This is a genomic window from Falsiroseomonas stagni DSM 19981, assembly GCF_900114315.1.
In the GTDB taxonomy this organism is placed as follows: Bacteria; Pseudomonadota; Alphaproteobacteria; order Acetobacterales; family Acetobacteraceae; genus Falsiroseomonas; species Falsiroseomonas stagni.
In genome coordinates this window covers 1,280,378-1,296,714 of the sequence record NZ_FOSQ01000001.1, presented here as the reverse complement: position 1 = coordinate 1,296,714, position 16,337 = coordinate 1,280,378, and the positions used below count along the sequence as shown (strand labels likewise).

At 70.0% G+C, this 16,337-nt stretch carries 16 protein-coding genes; 7 read left to right on the top strand and 9 right to left on the bottom strand.

From position 1 onward, the window contains the following. Positions 1-8: 8 nt before the first annotated feature. Together BM041_RS06065 and BM041_RS06060 are read right to left on the bottom strand one after the other, a co-directional pair. Complete coding sequence (locus tag BM041_RS06065; protein WP_092956853.1) at positions 9-1,679, bottom strand: ADYC domain-containing protein; 1,671 nt, start codon at positions 1,677-1,679, stop codon at positions 9-11. A gap of 105 nt (positions 1,680-1,784) precedes the next feature. After that, positions 1,785-2,060 carry a hypothetical protein gene (locus BM041_RS06060; RefSeq protein ID WP_092956850.1) on the bottom strand — a complete coding sequence of 92 codons (276 nt, stop codon included), beginning with the start codon at positions 2,058-2,060 and terminating at the stop codon, positions 1,785-1,787. A 223-nt stretch (positions 2,061-2,283) separates the two neighbouring features. Here BM041_RS06060 and BM041_RS06055 point away from each other — a divergent pair, with 223 nt between their 5' ends. The 4 genes from BM041_RS06055 to BM041_RS06040 are packed head-to-tail and all read left to right on the top strand — an operon-like array spanning position 2,284 to position 6,018. Then, a complete protein-coding gene (locus tag BM041_RS06055; RefSeq protein WP_092956847.1) occupies positions 2,284-3,198 on the top strand; it encodes a branched-chain amino acid ABC transporter permease in 915 nt (304 codons plus the stop codon). Next, a complete protein-coding gene (gene livM / locus BM041_RS06050) occupies positions 3,198-4,475 on the top strand; it encodes a high-affinity branched-chain amino acid ABC transporter permease LivM (protein ID WP_092956844.1) in 1,278 nt (425 codons plus the stop codon). Before BM041_RS06055 ends, livM begins: the two co-directional genes overlap by 1 nt. Beyond that, positions 4,472-5,296 carry an ABC transporter ATP-binding protein gene (locus BM041_RS06045; RefSeq protein WP_092956841.1) on the top strand — a complete coding sequence of 275 codons (825 nt, stop codon included), beginning with the start codon at positions 4,472-4,474 and terminating at the stop codon, positions 5,294-5,296. The genes livM and BM041_RS06045 overlap by 4 nt, the downstream gene beginning before the upstream one ends. Further along, positions 5,293-6,018, top strand: a complete 726-nt coding sequence (locus BM041_RS06040) for an ABC transporter ATP-binding protein (RefSeq protein ID WP_092956838.1) — start codon at positions 5,293-5,295, stop codon at positions 6,016-6,018. Before BM041_RS06045 ends, BM041_RS06040 begins: the two co-directional genes overlap by 4 nt. Positions 6,019-6,084: 66 nt before the next feature. Here the strand turns inward: BM041_RS06040 and gluQRS are convergent, their stop codons facing one another. Then, entirely contained in the window at positions 6,085-6,924 is an 840-nt protein-coding gene (gene gluQRS / locus BM041_RS06035; protein ID WP_456303953.1) for a tRNA glutamyl-Q(34) synthetase GluQRS, read from the bottom strand. A gap of 50 nt (positions 6,925-6,974) precedes the next feature. Between gluQRS and BM041_RS06030 the strand changes: the two genes are divergently transcribed. Beyond that, on the top strand, positions 6,975-7,625 hold the full coding sequence (locus BM041_RS06030; protein WP_092956835.1) for an alpha/beta hydrolase: 651 nt from the start codon (positions 6,975-6,977) through the stop codon (positions 7,623-7,625). Positions 7,626-7,788: 163 nt separating this feature from the next. Beyond that, complete coding sequence (locus BM041_RS06025) at positions 7,789-8,364, top strand: HNH endonuclease (protein ID WP_092956832.1); 576 nt, start codon at positions 7,789-7,791, stop codon at positions 8,362-8,364. Positions 8,365-8,371: 7 nt separating this feature from the next. Here BM041_RS06025 and BM041_RS06020 read toward each other — a convergent pair whose 3' ends face one another. Continuing rightward, entirely contained in the window at positions 8,372-8,929 is a 558-nt protein-coding gene (locus BM041_RS06020; RefSeq protein WP_092956829.1) for a demethoxyubiquinone hydroxylase family protein, read from the bottom strand. Continuing rightward, positions 8,929-9,402 carry a disulfide bond formation protein B gene (locus BM041_RS06015; RefSeq protein WP_092956826.1) on the bottom strand — a complete coding sequence of 158 codons (474 nt, stop codon included), beginning with the start codon at positions 9,400-9,402 and terminating at the stop codon, positions 8,929-8,931. Before BM041_RS06015 ends, BM041_RS06020 begins: the two co-directional genes overlap by 1 nt. A 94-nt stretch (positions 9,403-9,496) precedes the next feature. Between BM041_RS06015 and BM041_RS06010 the strand changes: the two genes are divergently transcribed. Then, positions 9,497-10,123, top strand: a complete 627-nt coding sequence (locus BM041_RS06010) for a glutathione S-transferase family protein (RefSeq protein WP_092956823.1) — start codon at positions 9,497-9,499, stop codon at positions 10,121-10,123. A 70-nt stretch (positions 10,124-10,193) separates the two neighbouring features. Here the strand turns inward: BM041_RS06010 and BM041_RS06005 are convergent, their stop codons facing one another. The 4 genes from BM041_RS06005 to metH all read right to left on the bottom strand — a co-directional run bounded on the left by BM041_RS06005 (position 10,194) and on the right by metH (position 16,297). Beyond that, entirely contained in the window at positions 10,194-10,754 is a 561-nt protein-coding gene (locus tag BM041_RS06005) for a cob(I)yrinic acid a,c-diamide adenosyltransferase (protein WP_092956820.1), read from the bottom strand. Further along, positions 10,748-11,782 (bottom strand): energy transducer TonB, encoded by a 1,035-nt coding sequence (locus BM041_RS31760; RefSeq protein WP_092956817.1) that lies wholly within the window; start codon positions 11,780-11,782, stop codon positions 10,748-10,750. The genes BM041_RS06005 and BM041_RS31760 overlap by 7 nt, the downstream gene beginning before the upstream one ends. Beyond that, positions 11,779-12,666: a cation diffusion facilitator family transporter gene (locus tag BM041_RS05995; RefSeq protein WP_092957561.1), complete on the bottom strand. Its 888-nt coding sequence runs from the start codon at positions 12,664-12,666 to the stop codon at positions 11,779-11,781. The genes BM041_RS31760 and BM041_RS05995 overlap by 4 nt, the downstream gene beginning before the upstream one ends. Positions 12,667-12,793: 127 nt before the next feature. Continuing rightward, positions 12,794-16,297 carry a methionine synthase gene (gene metH / locus BM041_RS05990; RefSeq protein ID WP_092956814.1) on the bottom strand — a complete coding sequence of 1,168 codons (3,504 nt, stop codon included), beginning with the start codon at positions 16,295-16,297 and terminating at the stop codon, positions 12,794-12,796. Between the last annotated feature and the right edge of the window lie 40 nt (positions 16,298-16,337).

Sequence of the window (16,337 nt, the reverse complement as noted above, 5' to 3'; positions counted from 1 at the left end):
GCCGCGCGTCATTCCGCGGCGGATCGGTTGAAGACCAGCGCGCCGAGCGCGCGCGCCGTCTCCTCCGTGCAGGCTTCCGCCCCCAGCCTACCCTCCGCCGCCAGGCGCGGCGCAGCCAGGGCCAGCGCCGCCATGTCGGTGATGGCCGGCACCCGCGCATGGGCCACGCAGACGGCGCCATGCGCTGCCCAGCCAGCCTCGAAGGGCATGCCCGTCTCGTTCTCCGCGCTGTTCACGCCGGCGACGTCGAAGGTCTCGATCGGCGTGCCGTTGCGGGTATGGTAGCGGCCATCGCCGGCATATTCGGCGGGCAGCATGCGCAGGCAGGCGCGGTGGAAATCGGCCAGTGACCGCCCATCCGGCGCGATGCGCCAGGGCGCGTAGCCCATGCGCACGCATTTCGCGACATTGACGTTGGCGCAATGCGGTTCGATGGCGCCCTGCACGGTCTCCAGGAAGATCACGGCGCGTGTGCCGTCATGCGCCGCCTCGCAGGCCGGGATGGTCCAGGCGCCCGTGGCATCGCGTCGGCGAAGGTCATAGAGCCAGGTCTCGCCGGTCGCATCCCGCGGATCGGGCCGCGCCTCCACGATCCGCAACAGGCCATGGGCGCGGCCGAGATCGAGGGTGCTGCCGGCCAGGGCCGTGCCGCGGCGGGTCGATCCATCGGGCAGCGTCGCGACCAGCTCGCCCTGCGGCGCGCGGATCATCGGCGCCGCCGGCTGTGCCAGGGCGGGGGATCCGGCGGCAAGGGCGGTGAGGAGGCCGAGGGACAGGGCCGCGGGCGGCACCGGCGCCGCCACCTGCGCCCCGCCGAGGCGGCCGCGGACCAGGCCCCACCAGGCGATGAAGGGGCCAAGGAGCAGGCCCGTGGCGGGCGGGTTGGCCACCTCGCCCTCCACCCCGGTGCGGGGCCACTCGGCGCGGTCCGGCAGCCAGGCCGTGCGGAAGATGATGTCCCAGGCCGGGATGAAGGCCGCGAAGTTCCGGTTGCGGTGCCGCGCCTCGATCGAGTGGTGGATGCGGTGGTATTGCGGGCCGCCGATCACCGCGGCGAGCGGACCCAGATGCAGCCGCAGATTGGCGTGGATGTACCAGGTGAGCTGCCCGTAGATCAGCAGCACCAGCCCCACCTGCGCCGGCGTCAGGTCGATGAACAGGGCGATGGGCACGGCGATGAAGGGGGCACGCAGGAAGTGCTCCAGCCAGTGATGGCGGTAGCCCGAGACGCAGTTCAGGTGTTCTTCGCTGTGATGCAGCTTGTGCTGTTCCCACAGCCACGGCCAGGCGTGCTGGGCGCGGTGGAACCAGTAGTAGAAGAAATCGCCGACGATCAGCGGCAGCAGCGCGACCGGCAGGATCAGCAGGACGTACCAGAAAGCGGGCTGCGCCTTCAGGAAGGCGTCCAGGTCCACGACGACGACCGCCGATCCCACGGTCCGGTCCACCACGAAGGCGGCAACGCTGGCCGCGACGAAGCTGCCCGCGCGGCCGGCCAGCGCGTTCAGCGCCGACGCCACGCCGCTGTAGAGGCGGCCCGAGAGAGGCTGCCCCCGCTCCGCCGGCAGCAGCCATTCGAGCACGGACCAGAAGGCCAGGCTCAGCAGCGACCCGCCAAGGGCAAGGGCGAGCACGAAGGGGTCATAGGTCGCCTGCATCCAGGCCTGGATGTGCTGCATGGCGTGGGCTCCCGGATCGGTGCGGGCGGTGCCGGGAAGATGGCTCGCCGCAAAAGGGGGGATGGCCCCGCCACCGGGGCGCCGGCGGCGGGGCTTCGTGGACGATCAGCGCTGCGGCTGGAGGCGGATGCCATCCTCCAGCACCAGGGGGATGAGCGGCTGGCCCGGCTGCACCGCGCCCTGACTCTCGATGCCATTCGCCTCCGGCATGCCATTCGCCTCCGGCATGCCATTCGCCTCCGGCATGCCGTTCATCTCCGGGATGCCGTTCATCTCCGGGATGCCGTTCATCTCCGGGATGCCGTTCATCTCCGGGATGCCGGCGAAGGCGGGGACGGTGGCGAGGGCCAGGGCGGCGGCGAGGATCAGGGGGCGGATCATGGTCGGGGTTCCTTGCGGGTTGGGGGACGGCATCCGCGCCGTCCGTGATCCAACCCTAGCCACGAGCCGTTTCAGCCCGACGTCGCGGGCCAGCCACATGGTTGCGCGGCCTGTTTCGATTGCTTCGCCGCGTGGCGGCGGGCGGGTCCCGGCGAAACCCTTGCACTCATCCGCGCTTCGTCGGATCACTGGTGGCTGAGACTCGCCGGGAAGGAGGCTCGCCATGGCCTACGCGCTGCAGCAGCTGATCAACGGCGTCAGCCTCGGCATGATCTACGGCCTGATCGCGGTCGGCTACACGATGGTCTACGGCATCATCGGCATGATCAACTTCGCCCATGGCGACATCTTCATGATCGGCGCCTTCATCGCGCTGACCGCCATGGTGATGCTGGTCTCCGGAGGGCTGATGGAAGGCCCCGCCGCCATCCTGCTGGTGCTGGCCATCTCCATGACCTTCACCGCGCTCTATGGCTGGACGGTGGAACGCATCGCCTATCGCCCACTGCGCGGCAGCTTCCGCCTGGCGCCGCTGATCTCCGCCATCGGCATGTCGATCGTGCTGCAGAACTTCGTGCAGGTCAGCCAGGGTGCCCGCGTGAAGCCGCTGGAGCCGCAGCTGCCCGGGGGCATCGAGCTGATGCGGGAAGGCACCTTCGTCGTCCAGCTCTCCTACATGCAGATGCTCATCATCGTCTCGACGCTGACTGTGCTCGCGATCTTCACCTGGCTGGTGACGCGAACGCCGCTCGGCCGCGCCATGCGCGCCTGCGAGCAGGACCGGAAGATGGCGTCGCTGCTGGGCATCGACACGGACCGCACCATCAGCCTGACCTTCGTCATCGGCGCGTCGCTGGCCGCCGTGGCGGGCACGCTCTACCTGCTGCGCTATGGCGTGATCGATTTCTACATCGGCTTCCTGGCGGGGGTGAAGGCCTTCACCGCCGCGGTGCTGGGGGGCATCGGGTCGCTGCCCGGGGCGGTGCTGGGCGGGCTGCTGATCGGGCTGATCGAGACCTTCTGGTCCGCCTATTTCTCCGTCCAGTACAAGGACGTCGCGGCCTTCTCCATCCTGGCCATCACCTTGATCTTCATGCCGACCGGCCTGCTCGGCCGGCAGGAAGTGGAAAAGGTCTGATGGCCTTCGCTGCCGCGCTGCGGGACGCCGCCAAGGCCACCGCCGTCGCCTTCGGCCTCTTCGTCGTGATGGTCGGGCTGCGCACCGATGTCGGCCCGACCGGCGCGCTGTTCCTGCGTACGCGATGGCCAGAGGTCGCGATGCTCTGCGCCGCCATCTTCGCCGCGCGGCTCGCCATGGGGCTCTGGGTCATGCCGCGATTCATGAAGGCGGCGGGGTCGTCGATGTCCGGGCCGCTGGCGCGCATCGGCACCTTCTTCGGCATGGGCCTGCTGGTGGTCGCCGTCATCCTGCCCGCCATCCCGGGGATCGAGCGCGGGCAGATCGACCTCGCCATCCTCGTGCTGACCTACATCATGCTGGGCTGGGGGCTGAACATCGTGGTCGGCCTCGCGGGGCTGCTCGACCTCGGCTACGTCGCCTTCTACGCCGTCGGCGCCTATTCCTACGCGCTGCTCGCGCAGTATTTCGGCCTCTCCTTCTGGGTCTGCCTGCCGCTTGCCGGCATCCTCGCGGCCTTCTGGGGCATCCTGCTCGGCTTCCCCGTGCTGCGGCTGCGCGGCGACTACCTGGCGATCGTGACGCTCGCCTTCGGGGAGATCATCCGCATCATCCTGCTGAACTGGGTGGACCTGACCGGTGGCCCCAACGGCATCAGCGGCATCCCGCGCCCCACCTTCTTCGGCCTTCCCTTCAACATGTCCGGGGACCCCGGCACCTTCGCGCATTTCTTCGGCCTGGAGCCCAGCCCGACCCATCGCGTGGTGTTCCTCTACTACCTCATCCTCTGCCTCGCGCTGCTGACCAACTGGGTCACCATCCGCATCCGCCGCCAACCCATCGGAAGGGCGTGGGAGGCGCTGCGGGAGGATGAGGTCGCCTGCCGCGCGCTCGGCATCAACGTCACCACCACCAAGCTGACGGCCTTCGCGCTCGGCGCCATGTTCGGCGGCTTCGCCGGCGCCTTCTTCGCCACCCGCCAGGCCTTCATCAGCCCGGAAAGCTTCACCTTCATCGAAAGCGCCATGATCCTGGCCATCGTCGTGCTCGGCGGCCTCGGCAGCCAGTTGGGCGTCGCGGTCGCGGCCATCGTGATGATTGGGGGGTTCGAGTTGTTCCGCGACCTCGGCGAATGGCGGATGCTGGTCTTCGGCGCGGCCATGGTCGTCATCATGGTGCTGCGGCCGCGCGGCCTCGTCGGCTCCCGCACCCCCACCGTCGCCCTCGGCCGGAAGCGCGCCATCGGCGCCGAATTCGTGGGCGAGGGTCGGGGATGAGCACGACCACCACCGGCATCCTGCGCGTCGATGCCCTGACGATGCGCTTCGGCGGCCTGCTCGCGGTCGATGCCGTCAGCTTCGAGGTTCCCCGCGGCACCATCACCGCCCTGATCGGCCCGAACGGCGCCGGCAAGACCACGGTCTTCAACTGCATCACCGGCTTCTACCGCCCGACCGGCGGCGGGGTGCACCTGGCGACGCATGATGGCCGCGACGTCGTGCTGAACCGGCTGAAGGACCACAACATCGCCCGCGCCGGCGTGGCGCGCACCTTCCAGAACATCCGCCTCTTCGCCGGCATGACGGCGCTGGAGAACCTGCTGATCGCCCAGCACGGCCCGCTGCACAAGGCGACGGGCTTCGGCATCGGCGCGCTGCTCGGCATCTCCGGCTACAAGGCCGCCGAGGCCGCCGCCATCGACCACGCCGCCGGCTGGCTGCGCGCCATCGGCCTGCTCGACCGCGCCGACGATCCCGCCGGGTCGCTGCCCTATGGCGACCAGCGGCGGCTGGAGATCGCACGCGCCATGTGCACCGGCCCCTCGCTTCTCTGCCTGGATGAACCCGCCGCCGGCCTCAACCCCCGCGAATCCGATGACCTGGCGAAGCTGCTGCTGGCGATCCGCGACGGCACCGCCACCAGCGCCGCGCCCACCTCCATCCTGCTGATCGAACACGACATGGGCATCGTCATGCGCATCTCGGACCATGTCGTCGTGCTCGACCACGGCAGGAAGATCGCCGAAGGCAGGCCCGCCGCCATCCGCCAGGACCCCCACGTCATCGCCGCCTATCTGGGGGAGGCGGAGGAGGAATGACCGCCGCCGCACCGATGCTGGAGGTCCAGGACCTCCGCACCTTCTACGGCGCGGTGGAAGCGCTGAAGGGCGTCTCCCTGCATGTCGATCGGGGCGAGATCGTGACCCTGATCGGCGCCAACGGCGCCGGCAAATCGACCCTGCTGATGAGCCTCTGCGGCGATCCCCGCGCGCGCTCCGGCCGCGTGCTGCTGGAAGGGGAGGACATCACGGCGATGCCCACCCACCAGATCATCCGCCGCGGCGTCGCCCAATCCCCGGAAGGGCGGCGCATCTTCCCGCGCATGACGGTGCTGGAAAACCTCATCATGGGCGCGCAGGCCATGGGGCATGACCCGGCGCCGGAACTGGAACGCGTCTTCGCCCTGTTTCCCCGCCTGAACGAACGCCAGGCGCAGCGCGGCGGCACCCTCTCCGGCGGCGAACAGCAGATGCTGGCGATCGGCCGCGCACTGATGTCGAAGCCCCGGCTGCTGCTGCTGGACGAACCCTCGCTCGGCCTGGCGCCGCTGATCGCCCGCCAGATCTTCGCGGCCATCAAGGCGCTGAACGAATCGGAGGGGCTGACCGTGCTGCTGGTGGAGCAGAACGCCAACCAGGCCCTGCGGCTGGCCCACCGCGGCTACGTGCTGGTGACGGGACGCATCACCATGAGCGGGACAGGGGCGGAATTGCTGGCGCGGCCGGAAATCAGGGATGCGTATCTGGGGGGCGGGCACTGATCGCCCGCGGGGGAACGCTGTTCCCCCGCACCCCCATGCCAGGGGGGAGACCCCCCTGGACCATCGTCAATAACCCGCCATGGAGCGGACCTCGGCCGAAGAACGACCAGCCTCGCGCAGGGCGCGGACGGCGAGCGCGCCGTCGCGCTTGGCCAGGCGGCGGCCGGCGCCGTCAACCAGCAGGGCATGGTGGCGATAGGCGGGCTCGGGCCAGCCCATCAGCGCCTGGATCAGCCGATGCAGATCCGTCGCGGGCAGAAGGTCCTCCCCCCGCGTCACCACCGTCACCCCATCCCGCGCATCATCATGCGTCACGCAGAGGTGATAACTCACCGGCACCTCCTTCCGCGCCAGCACCACATCCCCGAAGCGCGCGGGATCGCAGCGCAGCCGGCCCCGCCCCTCCTCCTCGAAATCCAGCGCCCCCACCCGCGCCACCGCCGCCGCCATGTCGAGCCGCAGCGCGAAAGGATCGCCCCGCGCCACCCGCGCCGCACGCTCCTCCGCCGACAGGCGCCGGCAGATGCCGGGATAGAGCGGCCCATCCGGGCCCTGGGGGGCCCCGCCACTCGCCGCGATCTCCCGCGCGATCTCGGCGCGCGTGCAGAAACAGGGATAGAGCAGCCCCATCCCCGAAAGCCGGTCCAGCGAGTCGCGGTAATCGGCGCAGTGCCGGGACTGCACCCGCACCGGCCCATCCCAGTCGATGCCGAGCCAGCGCAGATCCTCCTCGATCGCCGCCGAGAATTCGGGCCGGCAGCGCGTCGAATCGATATCCTCGATGCGCAGCAGGAAGCGCCCGCCCGCCTGCCGCGCCCGGTGCCAGCCGCAGAGCGCGGAATGGACATGGCCGAGGTGCAGGAACCCCGTGGGGCTGGGTGCGAAGCGCGTGACGATCATGGTCATCCCCGCCATCCTGCCAAGCTTCCGACACAACGCGAACCGGGACCGATGACATGAGGGATGAGGAGGAAGGCCCGCGCTGGGGCCCGGCGGCGGGCGGCGCGCCCAAGGCGCTGGTGGTGCTGCTGCACGGCGTCGGTGCCGATGGCTTCGACCTGATCGACCTGGCCCCGGGCTGGGGCAAGGCCGTGCCCGGCGCCCTGTTCATCGCCCCCCACGCGCCGGAGCCCTGCGACCTGGCCCCCTATGGCCGCCAATGGTTCAGCCTGCAGGATCGCCGCCCCGTCGCCATCGCCGCCGGCGCGGATGCGGCCTCCGGCGCCCTCTTCGCCTGGATCGACGGGCAGCGCCTGGCGCTGGGCCTGGGCTGGGACCGCGTGGCGGTGATGGGCTTCAGCCAGGGGGCGATGATGGCGCTGCGGGTCGGGCTCCACCAGGCCCGCGGCGCTGCCGCCATCCTCGCCTATTCCGGCGCCCTGCCCTGCCCCGTGCCGCCCGGCCCCGGCCCTGCCGTGCTGATCGTGCATGGGGAGGATGATGAGGTCGTGCCCCCCGGCGCCAGCCGCAACGCCCTGGCCGCGATCGAATCCGCGGGGCTCTCGGTGGAGGCCGCCTTCCGCCCCGGCCTCGCCCATGGAATCGACGAGGCCGGCATCTCCCTGGGCGCGCTGGCGTTGCAGAAGGCACTGGCCGCCAGCCCGTGACGCCCCCCGTGACACCCCGATGAAACCTCGGCGATCGCCGGTTGCGCCGCCCCCTTCGCACTGGCACAAATGGCCAGACAATGCAGCTAAGCCACAGGATATGGGGCCTTACTGTCGTTGACGGCCCCAGTTCTGGGCGTGCTGCCATTCATAGGAGTGGCGCTTGCCTGATGGCGGACACTTCGTACAAGGACAGTCCTTCCCCGCGCTCGTCCTGAACGCGGATTTCCGGCCGCTGTCCTATTTCCCCCTGTCGGTCTGGGCCTGGCAGGATGCGGTGAAGGCTGTGTTCCTCGACCGCGTCTCGGTCCTGTCGGAATACGAGACCGAGGTCCATTCCCCCCGCATGACCATGCGGCTGCCCAGCGTGATCGCGCTCAAGGAATACATCCCCGCGGCCAGGCGCCCGGCCTTCACGCGCTTCAACGTCTTCCTGCGCGACAGCTTCGCCTGCCAGTATTGCGGCCACCCCAAGCCGACGCCGGACCTGACCTTCGACCACGTCATTCCCCGCAGCCGCGGCGGGAGGACCACATGGGAGAACGTCGTCACGGCCTGCGGGCCCTGCAACCTCCGCAAGGCCAACAAGCTGCCCCGCGAATGCCAGATGGTCCCCCGCCTGCCCCCCCGGCAGCCCACCAGCTGGGAATTGCAGGAGAACGGCCGGTCCTTCCCGCCGAACTACCTGCATGAAAGCTGGCGGGACTACCTCTACTGGGATTCCGAGCTGGAGAACTGAGCGGGCGTCACACCCGCTCGCTGACCTTGATCGCCACCTTGCAGCCCGCCTTGATGGCCGCGCTCAGCAGCTTGTAGGCGGGCGCCAGCTCGGCCTCGTTCTCCAGCCCGATATCGCGGTGCTCCAGCTCCTCCGCCCGGAAGCGCTCGATATCCGCGCGCAGCGGCGCCTCGTCATCGCCCAGCGTCTCCGCCTGGGCGCGGTAATGCTCGTCGATGGCTTCCTCCACCGCCACGGTGCAGGCCATGGCGGCGCGGTGGCCCAGCAGCGCGGTGGCGGCGCCCAGCGCGAAGCCCGCGACATGCCAGATCGGCAGCAGCGCCGTCGGCCGGACCCGGCGCTTGGCGATCAGCCCCGCGAAGGTGTCCAGGTGCACCTGCTCCTGTTCCTTCATGTGCTCCAGGATCGGGCCGTATTTCGTCCGCCCCAGCACGGCCAGCTGGCCCTGGTAGATGCGCTTGGCGCCGTATTCGCCGGCATGGTCCACGCGGATGGTGCGCGCCACGTATTCCCGCGGCGTCGGGTCCCCGGGCAGGCGTCGCTCGGCGGTCTCTCGGTTCGGCATCAGACCCTCCTGGCGGCCCGGCTGAACACGAAAGCCGCCAGGCCCGCCGCATAGATCAGGTTCATCATCGCCATGGAAAGGGGGAGCCCTGGAATCAGGTAGGTCGCCTCGTCGCACGGCTTGTTGGGCGCGGGATTCAGGCTGCGCAGCAGATCGTCCACGCTGGCGCCGGCGGCCACCGGCGGCGCCTGGCAGGCCGGCAGGGGCGATGGCCACCACCCCTGCTCCACGCCGACATGCAGCACCGCGATGGCGCCGGAGACCAGCACCGCCAGGCCCGCCGCCCGCAGCGCCCACACCCGCCACCGCGCCGGCAGCAACGCGGCGGCGACGGCCAGCGCCGCCGCCACCCAATAGGGCCAGCGCTGCCACAGGCACAGCGCGCAGGGCGCCAGCCCCGGCCAGCGTTCGCTGCCGAGCGCGATCAGCGGGGCCGCGGCCGCGAGGCCCGCCACCATCAGGGAGGACATCATCCGCCTTTCATCCCCCAAGCCCTGCCGCCCCGCAACTGGACCCGTTCCGCGCCCAGCCCTAGCCTGCCCCGCACCGAAAGCGGGGAGACGCGGGATGCTGACCATCTGGGGCCGGGCGAGTTCGTCCAATGTCATGAAGGTGCTGTGGCTGTGCGAGGAACTCGCCATCCCCTTCACCCGCATCGATGCCGGCGGCGCCTTCGGCCGCACGCGGGACCCCGACTACCTCGCCAAGAACCCCAACGCCCTGGTCCCCACCATCGAGGAGCCGGACGGCTTCACCCTGTGGGAGAGCAACAGCATCTGCCGCTACCTCGTCCGCAAGCACGCCGCCGGCCATGCCCTCTACCCCGCCGATCCGCGCCTGGCGGCCGATGTGGAGCGGTGGATGGACTGGCAGCTGGCCTCGCTCAACCGGCCGATGACCACGGTCTTCTTCACCTATGTCCGCATCCCGGAAGCCGACCGCGACTGGCCCGCGACGCACAAGGCGCGGGCGGAGGCCGAGGCGCTCTGGGCCATGGTCGATGCGAAGGTCGCGCAGCACCCCTTCCTCTGCGGGGATTCGCTGACGCTGGCCGACATCGCGCTCGGCCCCTATCTGCATCGCTGGTTCGCCATGCCGATCGAGCGTGCGCCCATGCCCGCGCTCCGCGCCTGGTACGACCGCCTGCTCGCCTACCCCGGCTTCCAGAAGCACCTCGCCGGCCCGCTGGTTTAACCCGGCGGTCCAGGGTCCCCCTGGACCCTGGCGAGGGGGTCAGGGGGAGCAGCGCTCCCCCTGGATCACCCTAGCGCGTCGCCCCCGGCGTCCAGGTCACATCCCCCGTCCCGTTCCCGTTCAGCCGGCGCGACAGCACGAAGAGGTGGTCCGACAGCCGGTTGAGGTAGCGGATCACCGCGGGGTTCACCGCATCCTCCGCCGCCAGCGCCACCGCCTCCCGCTCCGCCCGCCGCGTCACCGTGCGGGCCAGATGGGCATGGGCGGCGCCGGGCGATCCGCCGGGCAGGACGAAGCTGCGCAGCGGCGGGATGTCGGCGTTCATCGCCGCGATCTCCCCCTCCAGCCGCAGGCACTGGCCGTCCGTCACGCGCAGCCGGTCCTCCCCGGTCCCGGGCACGCAGAGATCGGCGCCGACATCGAACAGATCGTTCTGGATGCGGCCGAGCATCGCATCCGCCTGCCGGTCCCCCGCCAGGTGCAGGCGCAGCAGGCCGATGGTGGCGTTCACCTCATCCACCGTCCCATAGGCCGCGACCCGCAGCGCATCCTTCCGCACGCGGGTCCCGTCGCCCAACGAGGTCTCCCCCCCGTCGCCCCCCCGCGTCGTGATGACGTCCAGTTTCACCATCGGCGATCTCCTTCGAGGCGGAAGCTGATATCGACCGAGGCAACCGCAACGACCGCCTGGCCATCCCGTGCCGCGGGCTGGAAGCGCCAGTTGCGCACGGCGCGCAGCGCCGCCTGGTCCAGCGCCTGGAACCCGGCCGATTGTTCCACGCTGACATCGACCACGCGCCCCGCCTGGTCCACCTGCACGCGCAGCCGCACGCGTCCCTGTTCCCCCCGCATCCGACTGGCATAGGGGTATTCGGGCGCGGGGTTGGAGGCACCCGCCAGCGGCCGCGGCGCCGTCACCGCCCCCATCGCCTGGGCTCCGGCCAGAGACAGGGCCGGGCTTGCCTCCGCGGAAGTGCCCCCGGAAACGGAGGCCGGGGCCGGGCGCGCCTCGCTGGCCGGGGCGGGCCGGGGGCGTGGCGGCGCGGGCCGCTGCTGCGGCACGGCGAGTTGCAGCGGCCGCGGCGGCGGCAGTTCAAAGGCGGGTTCGGGTTCCGGGCGTGACGCCTCCGCGGCTGGCGGCGGGGGGGCCGGCGGCGGGGGGATGGACGGCGCCTCCGCCCGCATCACCGGCGCGGCAGGGGCGGCTGGCAGCGCGGGCGCCGGCGCCGCCATCACGGGCGGCGGCGGCGGCGGGGAGGTCGGCGGCGGCGCGATGGGCAGCGGGGCCGGCAGCGCGGCCATCGTCGGAGGTGGCGGGGGCGCAGGTTGCGTGGCGGGCGGCAGCGCGGCCATGGCCGGGGGCGCGGGCTGCGCGGCAGGCGGGGGTTCGGGCGGCGCCGGCACGCCCTGAATCGCGGGCAGTGCGGCCAGGGGCGGCGGTCCCGGGGGCGCCGGGACGCTCACCGGCGCCGCGGGGGCAGCGGCCGCCGCATCCACCGCGTCGCTGTTGCCCGGCGTATCCTCGCCCCACACCAGCGTGACGCCCTGCTCCAGCGGCCGGGGCGGCTCCTCCGCCGCGCGGTCCAGCAGCAGCGCGCCCGCGATGGCCGCATGCACACCCAGCGACAGCAGCAGGGGCCAGGACCGCCCGCCGGTCACAGCACCAGCACGCCCTGGTGCTTGGCCTTGCCCTCTGGCTCGACATGGATGGTGATGATGGCGGATTCGAGTTCGGCCTTCAGCGCCGCCTCCACCCGGTCGCAGATCTCATGCGCCTGCGTCACCGTCATGTCGCCGGGCACCACCAGGTGGAACTCCACGAAGGTGAAGCGGCCGGAATGGCGGGTGCGGAGGTCATGCGCCTCGATCGCGCCCTCGGCATGTTTCGCCACCAGGCTGCGGATGCGGCCCAGCGCTTCCGGTGGCACGGCCTCATCCATCAGCCCGCCGACGGATTCCCGCATCAATTGCCAGCCGGAGAACAGGATGTTGACCGCCGTGAGCGCCGCCAGCGCCGGGTCGATCCAGGCTTGCCCCGTCAGCGCCACCAACGCCACGCCGACGATCACGCCGCCGGAGGTCACGACATCCGACAGCAGGTGCCGCGCATCGGCCAGCAGCGCCGGGGAGCGGGAGGCGCGCCCCCGCCGGAACAGGAAGGCCGCCCAGCCCGCATTGATGCCCGTGGCGATGGCGGAGACGAGGAGCCCCGCGCTGGCCTGTTCCAAAACCCGTGGCGCCTGCCAGGCGGCCCAGGCCTCGTGCAGGATCAGCACGGCGGCGACGATGATCAGCGCGCCTTCCAGCACGGCGGAGAAATACTCCGCCTTGGCATGGCCATAGGGGTGGTCGGCATCGGGCGGGCGGGCGGAAACGCGGATGGCCGCCAGCGCGGCCAGCGCGGCCGCCACGTTCACCACGCTTTCCAGCGCGTCGGCGAACAGCGCCACGCTGCCCGTCAACCACCAGGCGCCCGCCTTCAGCCCCAGCACCGCCAGCGCGATGCCGACGCTGGCCATGGCGATGGTCTCGATCCGCGTCATGCCCGGCATGGCGCCGTCGCGATCGATGGAAAAGCGGACAAGGGATGAACTCCTGCGAGGCCCGATTGATGCCGCGCCGGGGTGCGTCCCCGCAACCCCGGACCGCTCATGCCAGCCCCGCAGTGTCCTACACGGAGAAGTACTTGGCCCGCGGATGATGCAGCACGATCGCGCTGGTCGACTGCTCGGGATGCAACTGCCATTCATCGGACAGCGTCACGCCGACGCGATCCGCCTTCAGCAGCCGCAGCAGCCCCTCCTGGTCCTCCAGCCGCGGGCAGGCGGGGTAGCCGAAGGAATAGCGGCCGCCGCGATAGCCCTGGCTCAACATCTTGTCGATGTCGCGGTCATCCTCACCCGCGAAGCCGAGTTCGGCGCGGATGCGCTTGTGGACATATTCCGCCATCGCCTCCGCCATCTCCACCGACAGGCCATGGAGGTACAGGTAGTCCTGGTAGCGGTTGTCCTCGAACCAGTCGCGCGCGATGTCGGACGCCTTCTGGCCGACGGTGACGACCTGCAGGCCGATCACGTCGCGCTTCTCGGGCCCGTCATCGATGTCGCGCACGAAATCGGCGATGCATTCGCCATCGGCCTTGGGCTGGCGCGGCAGGGTGAAGCGCCAGGCTTCCGTGACGCCATCCTCCTCGAACAGCACCATCTCATTTCCCTGCCCCGCGCATTTCCAGTAGCCGTAGATGGCCTGGGGCTTGAGGATGTTGTCCGCCTCCGCCAGCGCCAGCATGCGCTTCAGCACCGGGCGCAGTTCCTGCTTGGCCCAGCCGAGGAAATCCTCCAGCGAACGCCCGGCCTTCTTGAACCCCCATTGGAATTGATAAAGGCTGCGTTCGTTGATGAAGGGCACGATCGCCTTGGGCGCGGATTCCATCACCCGCGGACCCCAGAAGGGCGGCACCGGCACGGCGCTTTCGGCGGCCACGCGGCGGCGGCGTTCCTGGGCGTATTTCACATCGACGGGCGCGAAGCCGCGCGGATCCGCCTGGCCCAGAACCCGCTTCTCGTTCTTCGACTTGCCGACGCGCTTGGTCTGCAGAGCCGCGAGATAATCGTCGAAGCCGTTGCCCATCACCTTGTCCATGAGGTGAAGGCCATCGAAGGCATCCCGCGCATAGGCCACGCGCCCGCAGGCGTAGGACTTCACGCAGTCATCCTCCACGTAGTTCCGCGTCAGCGCCGCGCCGCCCAGCAGAACGGGGATGTCGATGCCCTGGCGGCTCATCTCCTCCAGGTTCTCCCGCATCACCACGGTGGACTTCACCAGCAGGCCGGACATGCCGATGGCATGCGCCTTGTGCGTCTTGGCCGCCGCGACGATGTCGAGGAGCGGCACCTTGATGCCGAGGTTGACGACCTTGTAGCCGTTGTTGGTCAGGATGATGTCGACCAGGTTCTTGCCGATGTCGTGCACGTCGCCCTTGACGGTGCCGAGCACGATGGTCCCCTTCTCCTGCCCCTCGACCTTCTCCATGAAGGGCTCGAGGTAGGCGACGGCGGCCTTCATCGTCTCCGCGCTCTGGAGCACGAAGGGCAGCTGCATCTTGCCGGCGCCGAACAGCTCGCCCACCACCTTCATGCCGTCCAGCAGCACGTCGTTGATGATGGACAGCGGCGTGTTGCCCTGGTCCAGCGCGGCCTGGAGTTCGTCATCCAGACCCTTGCGGTCGCCATCGACGATCCGGTCCTTGAGGCGCCCTTCGACGGTGTCCGCCCGCTTCTTCGCGGTGGTATCGGCGGCCTTGCGGCCGGAGAAGATCTCCAGCGTCTTCTGCAACGGGTCATAGCCTTCGCGGCGCCGGTCGAAGATCAGATCCTCGATCACCGCCACTTCCTCGGCCGGGATCTGGTGCAGCGGCTTGATCTTGGAGACGTGGACGATCGCCCCCGTCATGCCCGCCTTCACGGCATGGTCCAGGAAGACGCTGTTCAGCACGTGGCGGGCGGCGGGGTTCAGGCCGAAGCTGATGTTGGACAGGCCGAGGATGATCTGGATGTCCGGGAATTCGTCCCGGATCATGCGGATGCCCTCCAGCGTCCAGACGCCGAGCTTGCGGTCATCCTCGTTGCCCGTCGCGATGGTGAAGGTCAGCGGGTCGATCATCAGGTCGGATTGCGGCAACCCGTGCTGGTTGCAGGCGAAGTCGACCAGGCGGCGCGCGATGCGCAGCTTGTCCTCCGCCGTCTTCGCCATGCCCACCTCGTCGATGGTCAGCGCGATCACCGCCGCGCCGAACTTCTTCGCCAGCAACAGGCGCTCATGCGCGGCGTGCTCCCCATCCTCGAAGTTGATGGAGTTGATGATGGGCTTGCCGCCATGCAGCTTCAGCGCGGCCTCGATCACCGGCGTTTCCGTGCTGTCGATGACCAGCGGGCTGTTAACGCTGGACGTGAAGCGCCGGATGACCTCGTTCATCTCCGCGATCTCGTCGCGGCCGACGAAGGCCGTGCAGACATCGAGGCTGTTCGACCCCTCCGCGACCTGTTCACGGCCGATGGCGACGCAGCCATCCCAATCATGCGCTTCCTGCCGCTGGCGCCAGACCTTGGACCCGTTGGCGTTGCAGCGCTCCCCGATCGAGAAGTAGCTGTTCTCCTGCCGCAGCGACGTCGCGGTGTAGAGGCTGGCGACGGAGGGCACCCAGACCGAGTTCCGCTTCACCGGCGCCGGCCGCGTCCGCGCGCCGCCATGCTTGCGCAGCAATTCGTCCAGCGCCTGGATATGCGGCGTGGAGGTGCCGCAGCAGCCGCCGATCAGGTTCAGCCCATCCTCCAGGATGAAGCGCTCCATCCAGGAGGCGAGCTCGGACGGGCCGAGCGGATAATGCGTCTTGCCATCCACCAGTTCAGGCAGGCCGGCATTGGGCTGCACGCTGAGCATGCCGGGCCAGTTCTGCGACAGCCAGCGCACATGCTCCGCCATCTCCTGCGGCCCCGTCGCGCAATTGAGCCCGATGAGCGGCACGTCGAGCGAATGCACCACCGTCGTCGCGGCAGCGATGTCGGGCCCGACGAGCAGCGTGCCCGTCGTCTCCACCGTCACCTGCACGAAGATCGGGATGTCCGACTTCGTCTCCGCCTTCGCGATCTTGCAGGCGTTGACGGCGGCCTTGATGAACAGCGTGTCCTGGTTCGTCTCCGTCAGCAGCGCATCCGCGCCGCCCGCGATCAGCCCGCGGCACTGCGCGACCAGCGCGGCCTCCAGCGTGTCGTAGTCGATGTTGCCGAGGCTCGGCAGCTTCGTCCCCGGCCCGATATCGCCGATCACCCAGCGGTGGCGCCCATCGGCGAAGCTCTCCGCCGCCTCCCGCGCCAGTTCAACGCTGAGCTTGTTGATCTCGAAGGCCTTCTCCTCCAGCTCGAACTCGCCAAGCGTGATGGGGCTGCCGCCGAAGCTGTTGGTCAGCACCATGTCCGACCCGGCTTCGTAGTAGCTGCGATGGATGTCGCGCACGATGTCGGGGCGCGAGAGGTTCAGCACCTCCGTGCAATTCTCCTTGCCCCAGAAATCCTTGTCGACATCCAGCGTCATGGACTGGATGCGCGCGCCGAAGCCGCCGTCGCAGAGCAGCACCTGGTCACGAAGCGCGTCGAGGAGATGGGGGCGCGAGGTCATGCGTGGTTCTCTCAGCGAAAGGTCGGGCAGCGAAGGTAGA